Annotated in this window: 12 protein-coding genes and 1 pseudogene; 6 read left to right on the top strand and 7 right to left on the bottom strand. The window is 67.9% G+C overall.

The annotated features are described in order from the left end of the window. Window positions 1-35 precede the first annotated feature (35 nt). Together ACFVM3_RS06775 and ACFVM3_RS06770 are read right to left on the bottom strand one after the other, a co-directional pair. A complete protein-coding gene (locus ACFVM3_RS06775; RefSeq protein WP_378436293.1) occupies window positions 36-710 on the bottom strand; it encodes an MSMEG_1061 family FMN-dependent PPOX-type flavoprotein in 675 nt (224 codons plus the stop codon). Between the two features lie 21 nt (window positions 711-731). After that, the gene (locus ACFVM3_RS06770; RefSeq protein ID WP_378436291.1) at window positions 732-1,679 is read right to left on the bottom strand and encodes a PDR/VanB family oxidoreductase; all 948 of its coding nucleotides are present in this window, start codon (window positions 1,677-1,679) and stop codon (window positions 732-734) included. A 67-nt stretch (window positions 1,680-1,746) separates the two neighbouring features. Here ACFVM3_RS06770 and ACFVM3_RS06765 point away from each other — a divergent pair, with 67 nt between their 5' ends. Continuing rightward, complete coding sequence (locus tag ACFVM3_RS06765; RefSeq protein ID WP_378436289.1) at window positions 1,747-2,394, top strand: TetR/AcrR family transcriptional regulator; 648 nt, start codon at window positions 1,747-1,749, stop codon at window positions 2,392-2,394. Window positions 2,395-2,481: 87 nt separating this feature from the next. Here ACFVM3_RS06765 and ACFVM3_RS06760 read toward each other — a convergent pair whose 3' ends face one another. Further along, window positions 2,482-3,093 (bottom strand): TetR/AcrR family transcriptional regulator, encoded by a 612-nt coding sequence (locus tag ACFVM3_RS06760; RefSeq protein ID WP_378436287.1) that lies wholly within the window; start codon window positions 3,091-3,093, stop codon window positions 2,482-2,484. 114 nt (window positions 3,094-3,207) lie between these two features. Between ACFVM3_RS06760 and ACFVM3_RS06755 the strand changes: the two genes are divergently transcribed. Continuing rightward, entirely contained in the window at window positions 3,208-4,062 is an 855-nt protein-coding gene (locus tag ACFVM3_RS06755; RefSeq protein WP_378436285.1) for an NAD(P)H-binding protein, read from the top strand. Window positions 4,063-4,309: 247 nt separating this feature from the next. Beyond that, window positions 4,310-4,640: pseudogene (locus ACFVM3_RS06750) on the top strand (lysine 2,3-aminomutase); the annotation flags it as partial. Between the two features lie 98 nt (window positions 4,641-4,738). Here the strand turns inward: ACFVM3_RS06750 and ACFVM3_RS06745 are convergent. Together ACFVM3_RS06745 and ACFVM3_RS06740 are read right to left on the bottom strand one after the other, a co-directional pair. Further along, window positions 4,739-5,527 carry a tyrosine-protein phosphatase gene (locus ACFVM3_RS06745; protein WP_378436283.1) on the bottom strand — a complete coding sequence of 263 codons (789 nt, stop codon included), beginning with the start codon at window positions 5,525-5,527 and terminating at the stop codon, window positions 4,739-4,741. Window positions 5,528-5,603: 76 nt separating this feature from the next. Beyond that, window positions 5,604-7,331, bottom strand: a complete 1,728-nt coding sequence (locus tag ACFVM3_RS06740; protein WP_378436281.1) for a cation:proton antiporter — start codon at window positions 7,329-7,331, stop codon at window positions 5,604-5,606. A gap of 50 nt (window positions 7,332-7,381) precedes the next feature. On the opposite strand from ACFVM3_RS06740, the gene ACFVM3_RS06735 reads away from it, so the two are divergent. Beyond that, window positions 7,382-7,774 (top strand): GrpB family protein, encoded by a 393-nt coding sequence (locus ACFVM3_RS06735; RefSeq protein ID WP_378436279.1) that lies wholly within the window; start codon window positions 7,382-7,384, stop codon window positions 7,772-7,774. 236 nt (window positions 7,775-8,010) lie between these two features. On the opposite strand, the gene ACFVM3_RS06730 is transcribed toward ACFVM3_RS06735, so the two are convergent. Beyond that, the gene (locus tag ACFVM3_RS06730) at window positions 8,011-8,706 is read right to left on the bottom strand and encodes a hypothetical protein (protein ID WP_378436277.1); all 696 of its coding nucleotides are present in this window, start codon (window positions 8,704-8,706) and stop codon (window positions 8,011-8,013) included. Between the two features lie 37 nt (window positions 8,707-8,743). Beyond that, the gene (locus ACFVM3_RS06725; RefSeq protein ID WP_378436275.1) at window positions 8,744-11,731 is read right to left on the bottom strand and encodes a glycoside hydrolase family 3 C-terminal domain-containing protein; all 2,988 of its coding nucleotides are present in this window, start codon (window positions 11,729-11,731) and stop codon (window positions 8,744-8,746) included. Window positions 11,732-11,980: 249 nt separating this feature from the next. Between ACFVM3_RS06725 and ACFVM3_RS06720 the strand changes: the two genes are divergently transcribed. Continuing rightward, window positions 11,981-14,170, top strand: a complete 2,190-nt coding sequence (locus ACFVM3_RS06720) for a glycoside hydrolase family 3 C-terminal domain-containing protein (protein ID WP_378436274.1) — start codon at window positions 11,981-11,983, stop codon at window positions 14,168-14,170. Between the two features lie 38 nt (window positions 14,171-14,208). After that, entirely contained in the window at window positions 14,209-15,216 is a 1,008-nt protein-coding gene (locus tag ACFVM3_RS06715; RefSeq protein ID WP_378436272.1) for a LacI family DNA-binding transcriptional regulator, read from the top strand. The last annotated feature ends 3 nt before the right edge of the window (window positions 15,217-15,219 follow it).

Raw genomic sequence — 15,219 nt, 5'->3', positions numbered from 1 at the left:
CCTGTGCGCGGTGCACGACACGCTCGATCCCGCCGCTAATACAACGTGTGCTTGTAGTGGTCGTCGATGACGGCGTGCAGGCCGCCGCCGACCAGCTCGCCGAGGTTTTCCTTCATCTTCTTGGCGTTTTCGGCGATGGTCATGGTGTAGTAGTCCCCGCCGAGCAGAACGGCTTCAGCAAGGCCTCGCCGGTCGCCTTCCCACAGCTTCGACCGGATGATCGCCTTGCCACACTGCCCGAACACCTCGCGGATCCGGACGATCGTCGCCAGCACAGCGGGTCTGCCGTCCGCACCGAGCATGTCGAGCAGCTCTGGATCGTCGGTGATGAACGCGTCACCGTTGACACGCAACACTTCCCGGAGACCGGGCACGAAGAAGACCAGTCCCACCACCGGATTCCGGCTGATGTTCTCGAAGGAGTCGGCGAGCTTGTTACCGGGACGGTCCGGGATGGCCAGCGTCCACCGGTCCAGGATGCGCACCGAGCCGGGCGGGTCCCCTTTCGGACTCGAGTCGAGCTGGCCGTCTGCGCCGATCGTCGACATACAGAAGAACGGGCTGTGGGCGATGAACCGGGCGGCGAACTCGCCCAGCTCCGGCTCCTTCTTCTCCGCGATGAACGGTTCGGGGTGGCCGACGATCTCCCGTACCCGCTCCATGGAGATCGGCCGGTAGGTGTCGGCGGCGGTCCGAGGGGCTGAGGTCATCTCCAGCACTCCTTGTCTGGTCTAGAGATCCAGGGTGAGCTTCGGTGTCCGCGCGCGGGACACGCAGATGAACATCCGGTCCCCGGCGGCGCGGGCGGCCTCGTCGAGGATCTCGTCACGGTGGTCCGGAACGCCGTCGAGCACCCCGGTCTCGCAGGAACCGCAGATGCCGGAGCGGCACGACGATGCCGTGGCAATGCCCGCGTCGTCGAGCGCGGTGATGATGCTCCGGCCCGGCGGCACGGTGACCGTCTTGTCCGAGGCCGCGCACACCACCTCGAAAGCCGTGTCTTCCACAGTCGACACGCGCGGCCGCGACTTGAAGCGTTCGATGTGGACAGTGCCCGCCGGCCAGTGTGCGGCGGCCTCCTCGAGCCCCGCGATCAACGATTCGGGGCCGCACGCGTAGACCTCCAGCCCCGGGCGCACCTCTTCGAGCACCTCGGCCAGCGGGATGCGGCCCACCTTGTCCGCGGGATAGCAGCGCACGCGCCCGCCGTACCTCCCCAGCTCCTCGCGGAACGGCATCGAGCCGTCGGTGCGGCCACCGTAGAGCAGTGTCCAGTCCACGCCCCAGGCTTCCGCCTGGCGGACCATCGGCAGAATCGGCGTGATCCCGATCCCGCCCGCGATGAACAGGTAGGAACCGGCGCGGCGGAAGCCGAAGTTGTTGCGCGGCCCTTTGATCCGCAGCCGTTGTCCTGGGCGAAGGAACGCGTGCACGTACTCCGATCCGCCGCGGCTGGTGTGTTCCCGCCGGATTCCGAGGCGGTAGCACGACCGGTCGCCGGGAGCGCCGCACAACGAGTACTGCCGCTCGATCCCGGTCGGCAGCACGAGATCCACATGCGAACCCGGATCCCACGGCGGAAGCGGATCCCCGGCCCGTGACCGCAACTCCAGCGACACCACACCGTCCGCTTCCCAGCGCAGCTGCCGGACGACCACCTCCTGCTCGACCACACTCATCCGAAGCACACTCCTCGTTAACAGTGTTACTGGGCCGATCGGCGAGTGTAGTGATAACGTTGTTAACGTGTCAACGAAGGCCAAGGACAGCAGCGAACGGGGCACCATCGCCGCCCTGCGCGACGGAAAAGTGGTGCGAGCGGCGCTCGACCTGGTCGACGACGGGGGCCTGGAGTCGCTCACGATGCGGCGACTGGCCGAGCGGCTCGACACCCACCTTCCGACGATCTACCGGCTCTTCTCCGACAAGGACGCGCTCCTGGACGAGATGGCCGACTCGATCCTCGCGAGCGCCCTCGCCTCGCAGGACCAGACCGCGACCGATTGGGATGCCCGCGCCCGAGGGTTGGTCAACGGATTGCGCGGGGCATTGCTCGCCCAACGCGACGGCGCACGCATCGTCGGCGGGAACTACGCCGCGAAGCGGAACAATCTGTCCTTTGTGGATACTCTCGTCGGCTGCATGCGGGACGCCGGCCTTCCCGGGAAATCCGCGCTGTGGGCGGCCAGTTCGGTTTTCTGTTTCGTACTGGGCGAAACACTGGAGCAACAGGGCGCGGGCGGCGGCGAGGTCAGCGTCCTGCTGGACGCCGTGTCAGCAGGCGGATACCACCATCTGTCCGCCAGCCCGGTCCAGCACCTGTTCGAGTTCGACGCGAGGTTCGAGTTCGGGCTGGACCTTCTGCTCGGCGGAATCCAGCGGCACACCGCCTGAGGTCACGCGGACACCCTTCCGAGCGTCCGCTGTTCGCCACGGTCTCCGGCGACAGGGGGCGATGTGCGACACCAAGGCAAGACGCTGTCATCGTCCGCCAGAAGCCGTGAAGTGCCCTCGGATTCCGTCCAGCAGGTAGGTGGTGCGGCGGTCGTAGTCTTCCCGGGGAGGCCGCTCGCCGTGTTTGAGGGCGAGGGCGTTGTCGACGACGAGTGCGTGGAGATCGGCCGCCGTGAACTCCGGCCGCAGCGCACAGGAGGCCCGCGCCGCTGCGACCAGTTCTTCGTTGGCCTCGCCTCCGACCCGGCAGATCTCCATCAGCTGCTCCGAGTGCGGATATGTCCGCAACAGGACGTCGTTGACGGCAGGCTGGCGGTATTGGAGGTCACGGATAGCGGTGAGGTAGAAGGCGATCCGCTCGCCGATGTCCTCGATGGTCCGAGTGTGGTCGATGACGGCGAACAGCTCGGTCGCGACGACCTCTTCGATGACGGCGTCGATGAGGCCGATCCGCCCGCCGAACCGGTTGAAGATCGTCGCCTTGCTCACCCCTGCCGCCTTGGCGACCTCCTCCAGCGGCACCGTCAGACCCCGCCCCTGGAAAGCGCCGATCGCCGCGGACCGGATCTGCTCGGAATTGCGTCGGGCGTCGGCACGCAGCCGGGATTCCGAAGGTGCCCCACCGGCCAAAGCCCTCACCGTCTCTCCTCGTCGTAATTTGACTCCCCTGGTCAGCTTACCTACAGTCGTCAGCGGACGAGAAATTGACCAACCTAGTCAACTTATTTCGCCACACAGGAAGAGGCCAAGAACATGATCGTTGTCACCGGCGCCACCGGCGGTCTGGGCGGCGCCACCGTCGAGCACCTCCTCAAGCTCCTACCCGCCGACCAGCTCGGCGTCAGTGTCCGCGACACCGCCAAGGCGCAGCACTTCGCCGACCGTGGCGTGCGCGTGCGGCAGGGCTCCTACGACGACCCGGCCGCGCTGCGCGGCTCCTTCGCCGGTGCCGAGCAGGTCCTTCTGGTGTCCGGCAACGACCCGGCCGCCGACATGGTCGCCCTGCACCGCAACGCCATCGAAGCCGCCGTCGCGGCAGGCACCCGGCGGATCCTCTACACGAGCCAGCAGGGCGCCGTCCCCGGCAACCCGTACCGCCCGTCGGACTTGCACATCGCCACCGAGGCGATCCTCGGCGACTCCGGAGTCACCTGGACCGCACTGCGCAACGGCGCCTACGGCCCGCTCGATCAGGTCCTCGGCCCGTGGCAGCAGACCGGTGAGATCGCCCAACCCGAAGACGGCCCCGTCCCCTACACCGACCGTGCCGACATAGCCGAGGCCACCGCGGTCATCCTCGCCGGTGACCGCTCCTTCGACGGCCCCGTCACCCTCACCGCGCCGGCCGCCGTCACCTTCGACGATCTCGCCGAGATCGCCTCCGACCTCACCAGCCGCACCATCGAGCGGATCGTCGTGGACGACGAACAGTGGGTCGCCGACCAGATCACGATCGGCGTCCCGGAGCAGACGGCCCGACTCATCCTCACCTGGTACCAGGCAGCCAGGGCGGGCCACTTCACCGAAACCGGCCCCCTGCTGGGCGAACTCCTCGGCCGCGAACCCCGCACCGTCGCCGACCGGATCGCAACCCACATCGCCGCCTGAAGCTTCTTCTCGATCGCTTGATCGTTGATCTGGACATACCTTCAGCTGATGCGCATTGGGCGGATCGAGCCACCGCCACCGAGCCGAACACCGAAGCGCGGCGGCCGGTGGAGCGATCACCGGCAGAAGCGAGACCAAGGAACGGCGACTGCATGCATTTGCAAGCGGCCCCAGGATCCATTATGGATGTTTGCGACAGCTAACATCGCAGGTAAAGGCGGCACCGCGGCACCGGCCTACGCCCGACTTCGCTCTGTGCGACATGATCCCCACGCCGAGCACTGGCGGGTCTCCGTCCACGAGGCACAGGAACTGCAGCACGCGATCATGGGTTACCTGCCCGGCTACGCCACGCCGCGCATCGTCGGCGACGTGCCCTACGTCGGGAAGCGTGGGTGCACCAGCTGGCGGAGTACGACCGCGAGCTGGGGATCTCGTACTCGACCAAGAACTACCGCACCGGGATCGAACACGAGGACCCGGAGGCCTTGCAGCGTAAGTACCCGTACTACGACCCGATCTCGACGCTGCCCGAAGCAGGCCAGCGCTGGTGGCGCGAGCAGCGCGGGACGCCGTAACCGATCGGGTAGCCGTCGAGGGGGCGTTTGGATTCCTGTCGGAGGTCAAACGCCCTTTCACGCATGTCGGCCTACTGATCGGGCCTGGGCAGTGCGGGTCAGGTGGAGCGTGGACCAAGGAGTTTGCCGCGGATGCCGTCGAGGTCGGTGTCGCTGACACCCGCAGCGAGGAGATAGTGCTCGACGTCGAGGCCTTCGAGGGTGCTGAGGACGGCGGCTCGGGTTGTGGTGCCGCGGTTGGTGAGGATGGACTGGATGACCGGTCCTTGGTCCTCGGTGCCCATCGCGGCGAACAGAGGTTTCAGGGCCTCGGCGGACAGCTCGTAGTCCGCGGCGATCGCCTCCGGTCGGACGTCGGCCAGCGCCAACAGCAGCAGGGTGACCAGGCCGGTACGGTCTCGGCCCGCGCCACAGTGGAACAGGACACCACCGGGTCCGCAACGGGCAAGTGCGGTGATGACAGCGGCGCACCGACCGGCTTTCCGCTCAAGGAAAGGACGGTAATAAAGAGGACTGCCGTTGAGTCGCTCACTGTTGACGTACTGCCAGAACTCGGTGTCGTCGATGTCATCGAGAGGCACCTCGACGCGGTCAAAGCCGGTCGGTGTGGCTGCGCCCGCGGTGGCGGCAATGAAGTGCGCCGAGCCCGCCAGCGCTGTCGGGGACTTTGCCGTCGCGGGCCGGATCTCGTCGATGTTGCGCAGGTCGACAATGGTCCGGACACCGGATTGTCGCGCCTGGGCCCACCCCTCGTCGGTGACAAAACGAAGATCAGCCGCCCTGAAGAAGGCACCGTAGCGAGTCACATGGCCCGACCTGGTCGGCAAGCCGCCAAGATCTCTGGTGTTGTAGAAGCCTTCCCAGCTCACTGCTCTGCTCGTGCTCATGACTGAGCATTCTTCCGTCGCGCCGCATCCGTCGGCTGTGAATGTCCGAGTCGGCTTGACGGCCAGAGTCGCTCGGTCACGACGCCGGTTTGTCCGCCAGCTGCTCCAGGCGGGCCATCTCCACGTCGAGGGCCGTTTGCGCCCGGCTCACCGTCTCCGAGCTGTATCCGCCGCTCGACCTGGCTCGCTGAAGGCGTTCGGACTGTTCGGTGAGGACGCGCAAGCGCAGCCGCAGATACTGCTGCACGTTTTCGACCTGTTCCGGAGCCGGGCGACCTGCCGTCGCTTTGCCAGGGACGCGCACATCCGAGCGCACCCGGTCCAGGACCGCCTCGTTGAACGGCCCGTCGCCCGGATCGTCCAAAACGGACTTCGCCGCGTCGGCGAGCTCGGTCATGAGCCGGACGTACTCCTGGCGCGCCCGGTCCGGATCCTCCTCGGGCACCCGCGCCGCACGGATGACCGCCGGGAGTGTCATTCCCTGGACCAGCAGTGTCGTGGTCGCCACCACGTACGCGATCAGGACCAGCAGGGCACGGTCCGGAGTGTCCTGCGGAAGGGTCTGCGCCGCCGCGAGGGTGATGGCGCCGCGCATCCCCGCCCAGCCGAGCACCACACCGCCGCGCCAGCCCAGAGTCTCGGTGAGCCGGAACTCGACGTCCGCGGCGGCGCGATCGAGACGTTTCCGGAAATGCGCCACTCGTCTCGGTGAAGCTTTGTCCAGGCGTTCCCTGACAGCGGGATTGGACTCGTCGCCCCGCAGCACCGCCTGGGTGGTTTCCAGCCGGGGTTTGAATCGCGCGGCCTTTCGCTGCTCGCGGTACAGGCCGGCGACCAGAGGTCCGACGAAGACGACGCGCGCGACGATGACGAGTGCCGACGCGGCCAGGCCGATGGCGAGCGCGTGCCAGACGCTCGAACCGTCCTCGTGCACCTCGTCGACGAGGGTTTTCACGCTCAGCCCCATGAGCAGGAACATCCCGCTCTCCAGCAGGAAAGCGGCGGTGCGCCAGTTGACGGTCTCGGCGAGGCGGTCCGTCGCGCGCAGATACCGCGGGGCGAGATGACCGGTCACCAGGCCGGCGACGACGACGGCGAGCACACCCGAGGCGCCGGCCTCTTCCGCGGGCAGGAAGGCGATGAACGGGACCACGAACGAGATGGCGGTGTTGAGCACGGCATTGCCCAGCAAGGCGCGCGCCCGCACGTTGACGACCCCGACCAGGATCCCGATCCCGACCGCCACGACGACCGAGAAGGCGAACTCGCCCACGACGCCCCAGACGGACACCGACCCGGCGACCGCGGCGACGGCGGACCGCAGCAGCACGAGCGCCGAGGCGTCGTTGACCAGCCCTTCGCCTTCGAGCACGGTCAGCAGCCGGGGTGGCAGGCCGAGCCGCCGTCCCACCGACGTCGCCGCGACGGCGTCGGTGGGGCTGATGACCGCGCCGAGCGCGAACGCGGCAGGCCACCCGATCCCCGGCACCAGCCAGTGGAACAGCCAGCCGGCACCCAGTGTCGTCCCCACCACGAGCAAGACCGCGAGGCCGGTGATCGGCCGGATGTTCCGCCGGAAGTCGACCATCGGCATGTTCACCGCGGCCGAATACAGCAGCGGAGGGAGCACCCCGGCGAGGATCAGCTCCGGTTCGACCTCCGGATGCGGGACGCCCGGCAGAAAGCTCAGCCCGATCCCGGCCACCACGAGGCTCAGCGGAGCAGCCAGGTTCAGCCGTTCGGAGAACGCGGCCACCACCACGATGAGGACGACGCCGAGCACGGCGACGAGAGTCAGGTTCACAGGCTGTACGTGTCCTCTCGCCGCTCGCGCCACTCCGGAGGAGTCCATTGGTGACACGACGGCACCGGAGCCGCAAGTCGGAGCGGCGAGGCCGGGGGATCGAGATCTCCGAGTACGACCCCGCCTGGCCGGGCCTCGCGGAGCCGGAGAACGCGCTGCCCAGCGTCTTCGCGGCCATCGAGCACATCGGTTCGACGGCGGTCCCCGGCCTGGCGGCCAAACCGGTGATCGACCTGATGGCCGCGGCCGAAGACCTCGGCGCCGTCGAGCGGAACCAAAACGCGATGACCGACCGGCTGCTGTACGTCCGTGCGCGCGGCGGGCTCCGCACGCGCATCGTCACGAACGACAGCTGGCCGACACGGCGCTACGCCGATCTCAAACGGGCGATCGTGGCCGCCGAATCGGCTCCGACCGGTACGCCGCGGCGAAGACGGAGCTGATCCACGAGCTGACCGGCCGGGCCCGTCGGGCGCTGGGCCTGCCCTCGATCCCGGTGTGGGAGAAGTGAACGAGACTCAGGTCCAGATGCAGGGTCGGGGCGGGCTCCCAGGTGTCGAAAAGCGTGACGTACCGGTCCATCGCGCCGGCGAACTGTTCCTGCCGCCCGGCCTGGCTCCTACATGAAGCTGCCGGGCATGTCGCGAACCGGACGAACACGCCGCCACCGGGCAACCGATCAGGACGACGAGACGGAATAACTGTTCGACGAGAAGTTCATGCCGCCGCTGGAGGAGGTGATCTCGAAGCCGAACTGCACTTCACCGACCGTCACGTCGCCGTACCAGCCGCGATTCTTGATCCAGTTCAGCACGGCGAGCACATCGACCGAACCCGCGTTCGTGTTGGAGGTCCGCAGGAAGGAGAACACCGCGTTGGCGCCGTTGCTCCCCCGGTAGACGTCCCAGGTGTGGCCGCCGACCGACACGGTGGTCTCCTTCGAGCCGATCGCGCCCACGGCACCCTGCTTGTTCATCCACAGCATGATCTCGTAGGCGTTGTTGTTCGCCCAGATGTCGTACGCGGTCGCGTAGGCGCCGCCACCCGGCCTGGACACGTTGAAACTGCTGGAAAGGGTCCGCAGGCCGCTCAACGGGCGGCCGACGTTCTTCGCCGAATGCGGATACGACTTCACCCCGCCGGTGTTCGGGTGGTTCGCCCAGACGCCGAAGTTGCTGTAGGAGTTCGCCCAGATCGACTGGGGGCCCGCGCCTCCGCCCCAGACGTTGTTGCGGACGGTGTAGCCGCCGTTCGACCAGGTCCCCCACTTGTCCGAAGAGCTCCAGGTGGCGGCCTGGGCCGTCCCTCCGATCATCAGGGTGGCGACCAACGCCAGGACGACACCGCTCATCAAGGATCGTGCTTGCCTACGCATAGCCGGGTTCCTTCCGTGTCTTTCACCAAATGGACCGCTACCGCAGAGAAAACGTGCTGAGTCTCGAATCGGCGGTGAAGACGAGGTAGACGTCGTGCCGCCCGTTCAGCCCGGACACCGTCGCGGTGGTCGTCGAGTACGTGTACTTGTCGCCGGTACTGGCGATCCGCGCGATTCCGGCCAGCCTGCCGCGCGGGCCGCCGAGCCGGATTTCCACAGTGGACGTCCCCGGCTCGGCGCGGGCCGTTCTGGCGGTGAACGTCCTTGCCCCGGAACGGAAGTCCACGTCGCTGAAGCGCAGCCAGTCTCCCGCGCCGACGCCGACCGCGTCACCGCGGACCTTGCTTTCGTCGACCAGTTCGACGCCCGAGTAGTCGTCGAAGTCGATCGCCCTTGTCTCCCGGGTCAAGTCGCGTGGCGGGATCTGCTCGCCACGCACGGGGACCGCCGAGCGCAGCCGGATGTCGGTGGCGGACGCGCCGACCATCACCTCGTGGACGGACGATTCCAGCACCCATTTGCCCCGGGTGACGTCCCAATGCCGGAGGTCGGGCACCGACAGACGCACTGTCTTGGTCTGCCCCGGCTCGAGGCGCACCCGCTCGAAGTCACGGAGCCGCTGTCTCGGCTGCTTGTCACGGGACACGAGCTGATGGGTGTAGAGCTGCACCACCTCGTCACCGGCACGTTTCCCGGTGTTCGTCACCTGCACCGTCGCTTCGAACGTCCCCTGTGGACCCGGCTTGCCGAGGCGCAGGTCGCTGTAACGGAAGTTCGTGTAGGACAGACCGTGGCCGAAGGCGTAGAGCGGATCACCGGTGAAGTACTGGTAGGTGCTGCCGCGTTTCATGATGTCGTAGTCGAGGATGTCCGGGAGCTCGGCGTCCGAGCGGTACCACGTCTGGGTGAGACGGCCCGCCGGGTTCACGTCGCCGTACAGCACGTCGGCGAGCGCGTTGCCGGTCTCCTGGCCGGCGTGTGAGGTCCACACGATCGCCGGGATGTTCTCCTGCTCCCAGTTCAAGGTCGTGGGATAGCTGTTCTCGACCACCACGACGGTGTTCGGATTCGCCTCGCGCACCGCCTTGATCAGCTCACTCTGGCTCTCCGCCAACGCCGTCGTGGTGCGGTCGTGGTCTTCCCTGCCGTTGATGAACGGCATGCTGCCCACGACCACGACCGCCGTTTCGGCCGAGCGTGCCGCCTTCACCGCGCTGTCGATCCCCGAGGTGATCTGCTCCTTGCGGAACTTGGTCGCTCCCGCCGCGTTCGGCGAGCCCAGGGTCAGCGTGCCGTCGGCGGCGACGGTGAGATAGCTGTTCGGCCCGTCCCAGTCGTTCGGGATCTCGTACCCCGCGTACCTGATCACGACCGTGCCGTCACCCGCGTCCTCCAGTTTGAACTGCTGGTGGACGAACCAGTCCCGCGGCTGCGGCGCCTGGTTGAGGAACGGGCTGGTGGCGTCGGCGAGGTTCTGCCGCTCGACGTACTTCCCGTTCGCGACACTGCGCAAGGTCAGGACGCCGTCACCCCATTCGAAGGCGTCGAACTGCTCTGTGGCTCCGACACTGGTGGCGCCGGTCTTGAGCACCGCGCCCGCATCACCAGCGCCGCCGCTGAGGTACTTGCCGGTGGCGGCGTCGCGCAAGGCGATCCTGTCGACGGCCTCGGTGTCCGTGACCTGTGCCCCGCCGCCGAGCCGCGCGCGGATCCCGTCCACCGGGGTCACCTTGTACGGCAGTCCTCCGGAGTACCAGTCGGTGTACAGGGTCTTCTCCAGCGGCCCGATGACCGCGACGCCGCGCTTCGGGTCCAGCGGCAGCGCGCCGCGGTCGTTCTTCAGCAGCACCATGGCCTCGCCCGCCGCCTTGCGGGCGAGCTGCCGGTGTGCCGGGCTGTTGACCACGTCCTTGCCGATCTTGGCGTACGGGCCGCCGTCCGGATCGAAGTCGCCGAGCCGGAAGCGGACGCTCAGGACGTGCTTCACCGCCCTGTCGATGTCGGCCTCGGCGAGCAACCCCTTGGCCAGCGCGGACGTGATGATCTTGATGGTGGGGCCGGGGTTCTGGTTGTCGACGGTGAAGCCGTCGAGACCGGCCTTGAGGGTGGCCGCGAAACCTTCCTCATTGGTTCCGTAGTACTTCTCGGAGCCTGTCAGGTTGTACGGGGCGGAGGCGTCGCTGACGTTGTAGAGAGTTTTGCCGGTCCACTTCCGCACAACGTCGTGAAGGTCGGGGTTGACCGTCGCGGGCCGTCCGTTGACGAGGTTGTACGACCCCATCACACCGGTCGCCGCGTCGGCCGCGATAGCGGGTTTGAAGGCCTGCTCGTCGTATTCGCGCAGCACTCGCGGGCGCAGGTTGGACGACGTGGTGTCGCGGCGGATCTCGTTGTTGTTGGCGAGGTAGTGCTTCAGCACCGGAGCGGTCTTGAGGTAGTGGGGATGGTCGCCGGTCATCCCCTTGCCGTACGCCGTCGAGATCGCCCCGGTCAGGAAGGGGTCTTCGGAGTAGCCCTCCTCGTTGCGTCCCCATCGCGGATCACGCAGCAGGTTCACCACCGGCGCCCACAACTGGAGCCCCCAGAATCCGGGATCCTGCGAGTGATAGCCCCGCGCCTCGTCACCGACGACCGCGCCGACCTGCTTGATCAACGCCGGGTCCCACGTCGAAGCGAGCCCGATCGCCTGGGGGAAGACCGTGGCGTTCGCGGTCACGACGGCACCGTTCGTGCGCTCCGTCGTCCAGCCGAGACCGTGAAGTGCCTCGGTTCCCGTCTTGAACTCGGGGATGCCCAGCCGCGGGATCGCCGGCTGGAACTGGTGCAGCAACGACACCTTCTCCGCGAGGGTCAGCCGCCGCACCAGATCGTCCACCCGCGTGGTCAGCGGAAGGCCGGGATCACGGAACGGAAGAGCGTTCAGCTCGTCCGCGACCGCGGGTGACGCGAGCCCCAGCACCAGGGCGATCGTCGTGGCGAACATGCCCATCCGGCGTAGGCGGACGAGGAGAGCTGCTCTGCTCATGAAGACTCCATCGCAAGTAATCGAAGCGCTTCGACGAAACGGGCGGCGATATTCGGCGAATTTCGAGCGGTGGTGATCGTGTGGCGATCGAGCGAGAGATTTGATTGTCGAAACGATTCGACAGTGCGTTACGGAGATGTTAGCGGACGGGACACGACGAGACAATCCTCTCGGCGGCGTCGTGCCGCCGCGGTAGCCGTCTGGCACTCTCGAACACAGTGGACAGTCCGCCCGCCGGAAGGAAACCCGTTGACCTCCCAGATCGAACCCGCCGGCCTCACCCTAGAGCAGAAGGCGTCGCTGCTGTCCGGCCGCGACTTCTGGCACACCGAGGCGATCGAGGCCGCGGGGATCCCGTCGATCCTGCTCTCCGACGGCCCGCACGGCCTGCGACGGCAGGACAGCGAGGCCGACAATCTGGGCGTCCACGACAGCGTGTCCGCCACCTGTTTCCCGCCGTCGGTGGCGGTGGGTTCCAGCTGGGATCCCGAGGTCGCCGCTCGGATCGGCGCGGCCATCGGCCGGGAAGCCCGCGCGGCCGGGGTCTCGGTGGTACTCGGACCGGGCGTGAACATCAAGCGTTCCCCGTTGTGCGGTCGCAATTTCGAGTATTACTCCGAAGACCCGTTGCTGAGCGGGGTGCTCGCCTCCGCCTACGTGCGGGCCATGCAGGCCGAAGGCGCGGGCGCCTCGCTGAAGCATTTCGCGGCCAACAACCAGGAGACCGACCGGATGCGCGTCAGCGTGGAGGTCGACGAACGGACCCTGCGCGAGATCTACTTCCCGGCGTTCGAACGGGTCGTGACCGAAGCGCACCCGGCGACGGTGATGTGCTCGTACAACCGGGTCAACGGCGTCTACGCCTCACAGAACCGCCGCCTGCTCACCGACGTCCTACGCGACGAATGGGGTTTCGACGGTCTGGTCGTCTCGGACTGGGGCGCGGTGAACGATCGGGTCGCCGCCCTCGCGGCGGGGCTGGACCTCGAGATGCCGGGCACCGGCGGCAGCGGCGACGCCGAGATCGTGGCGGCGGTCCGAAGCGGGGAACTGGACGAAGCCGTCGTCGACCGGAGTGTCCGCCGCGTTCTCGCCCTCACCGGCCGGGCATGGCCGCCGGACGGCGACGTGGACCCCGACGAGCAACACCGGGTGGCGAAAGAAGTCGCCGCCGACTGCGCCGTCCTGCTGAAGAACGACCGGGACACGTTGCCACTGACCACGCGATCGGCAGTGGCGGTCATCGGCGAGTTCGCCGCGAACCCGCGCTTCCAGGGCGGCGGCAGCTCCCACGTCAATCCCACCCGCGTGGATACCGCGCTCGAGGCGATCCGGGAGCTCGGAGAATCGGTGACCTACGCGAGCGGCCTGGCCGACAACGCCGTCGAGGTCGCCCGTGAGGCCGACGTCGCGGTGGTCTTCGCGGGGCTGAGCGAAAGGGACGAATCCGAGGGTTTCGACCGGGACACCATCGATCTCCCCGCGGCACAGGCCGAGCTCATCAAGGCGGTCGCGGCGGCGAGCAGGCGCACCGTGGTCGTCCTCTCCCACGGCGGCGTGGTGTCACTGGAGGGCTGGCACGACGACGTCGACGCCATTCTCGACGGCTGGCTGCTCGGCCAGGCGGGCGGCAGCGCGCTCGCCGACCTCCTCTTCGGCGTCACCAACCCGTCGGGTCATCTCGCCGAGAGCATTCCGTTGCGCCTGCAGGACAACCCCAGCTATCTCAACTTCCCGGGCGAGTCGGGCCGCGTCCGGTACGGCGAGGGCGTCATGGTCGGGTACCGCTACTACGAAACGGCCGAGGTCGCGGTCCGGTACCCCTTCGGCCACGGCCTGTCCTACACGACCTTCGAGACCGCCGGCCTGACGGTCACGGCGACAGGCGACGACTCCGCCACCGTCGCGGTGAACGTCACCAACACCGGGACCCGCGCCGGGAAACACGTCGTCCAGGTCTACGTCGCCACCGACGCCGCTCCCGTCCGAACCCCGGCGCGGGAGCTTCGCGCGTTCGCCAAGATCTCGCTCGAACCCGGCGAGACCCGGCGCGTCGAGTTCACCCTCGAGCGCCGCGCTTTCGCCTGGTACGACGTCGAACTCAGCCGTTGGGTCGTCTCACCGGGCGACTACACCGTCCAGATCGGCCGGAGCGCCGCGGATGTCGTCGCCGAAGCGCCCGTCACGCTGGCCGGCGACGTCATCATCCCGGTCCTGTCGATCGACTCGACGGTCGAGGAGTGGTTCGGTCACCCGATCGTGGGTCCGGAGCTCGGCGAGATGCTCGCAGGCCAGGGCGACCGGGCTGAGAGCAGCGCGGACTGGATGCGGATGGTCGCTTCGATGCCGATGCGCCAGTTCACCAAACTCATGGCCTACCGCGGCGTCTCACTGCCCACCGACGCGCTGCCCCGGCTGATCGAACTGAGCAAGGGCTGAGCCCGTCGAATCGATTCGACTCCCTCTATCATCGGCTGATGGTCACCATCGCAGACGTCGCCCGTGCCGCCGGGGTCTCCCCGAGCACCGTGTCCTACGTGCTGTCCGGACGGCGTTCGATCTCGGAGGACACCCGCCGCCGTGTCCAGCACAGCATCAGCGAACTCGGCTACCACCCGAACGCGGGCGCCCGCGCCTTGGCCAGCAGCCGCACCAATGTGCTCGCGCTCGTCGTCCCGCTGCGGACGGATCTGAACGTCCCGGTGGTCATGCAGTTCGTCGCGGCGACCGTCACCGAGGCACGCACCTACGACCACGACGTGCTCCTGCTGACCAAGAACGAAGGCCCGGACGGGCTGCGCCGGATCGCCGCGTCCGCCATCGCGGACGCGCTGATCGTGATGGACGTCGAAACCTCCGAGCCGCGTCTCCCGGTGCTGAGATCCCTGCACCGGCCGGTGGTGCTGATCGGCGTTCCGGCGGACCCCGGCGACCTGACCTGCGTCGATCTCGACTTCACCGCCGCGGGCGCCGCGAGCGTCACGCATCTGGCCGACCTCGGCCATCGCGAGGTCGCGCTGATCGGCCCCTCCCCCGCGGTCTACAAACGCGGCACGAGCTACGCGGGGCGGTTCCTGCGCGGCTTCCGCCAGACGGCCACGAAACGCAAGGTGCGCGCCGGTTCGTTCCCGTGCGCGCCTTCCTACGACGCGCTGCGTGACTGCCTCGACGACGTGTTCGCCGAACACCCCGGCGTCACCGGGCTGGTCGTGCACAACGAAGCCATCCTCGGCCCGTTGCTGTCCGAACTGAACCGTCGCGGCAAGCAGGTTCCCCAGGACATTTCGGTGCTGGCCGTCTGCCCGGAGGACATGGCCGAGGCGCAGTCGGTCCAGCTCACGTCGATCGCCATCCCCGCCGCCGAACTCGGCAGCCTCGCGGTCGAAATGGCGATGCGCCGTCTCGACGACGGAGGCCAGGCCGAGGTCCGGTTGCTGTCACCGCGCCTGACGGAGCGGGGCAGCACTGGCCCGGCCCCTTCGTAAGCC

It is taken from the genome of Amycolatopsis sp. NPDC057786, assembly GCF_042797905.1.
Lineage (GTDB): Bacteria > Actinomycetota > Actinomycetes > Mycobacteriales > Pseudonocardiaceae > Amycolatopsis.
The sequence above is the reverse complement of the archived record's forward strand: the minus strand, read 5'-3'. Positions and strand labels throughout refer to the sequence as shown.

What these genes read in the sequence shown, in the direction of transcription:
- ACFVM3_RS06730 (WP_378436277.1), bottom strand. Translation starts at nt 8,706, where the DNA reads ATGCGTAGGCAAGCACGATCCTTGATGAGCGGTGTCGTCCTGGCGTTG.
- ACFVM3_RS06775 (WP_378436293.1), bottom strand. Translation starts at nt 710, where the DNA reads ATGACCTCAGCCCCTCGGACCGCCGCCGACACCTACCGGCCGATCTCC.
- ACFVM3_RS06745 (WP_378436283.1), bottom strand. Translation starts at nt 5,527, where the DNA reads ATGAGCACGAGCAGAGCAGTGAGCTGGGAAGGCTTCTACAACACCAGA.
- ACFVM3_RS06725 (WP_378436275.1), bottom strand. Translation starts at nt 11,731, where the DNA reads ATGAGCAGAGCAGCTCTCCTCGTCCGCCTACGCCGGATGGGCATGTTC.
- ACFVM3_RS06755 (WP_378436285.1), top strand. Translation starts at nt 3,208, where the DNA reads ATGATCGTTGTCACCGGCGCCACCGGCGGTCTGGGCGGCGCCACCGTC.
- ACFVM3_RS06770 (WP_378436291.1), bottom strand. Translation starts at nt 1,679, where the DNA reads ATGAGTGTGGTCGAGCAGGAGGTGGTCGTCCGGCAGCTGCGCTGGGAA.
- ACFVM3_RS06715 (WP_378436272.1), top strand. Translation starts at nt 14,209, where the DNA reads ATGGTCACCATCGCAGACGTCGCCCGTGCCGCCGGGGTCTCCCCGAGC.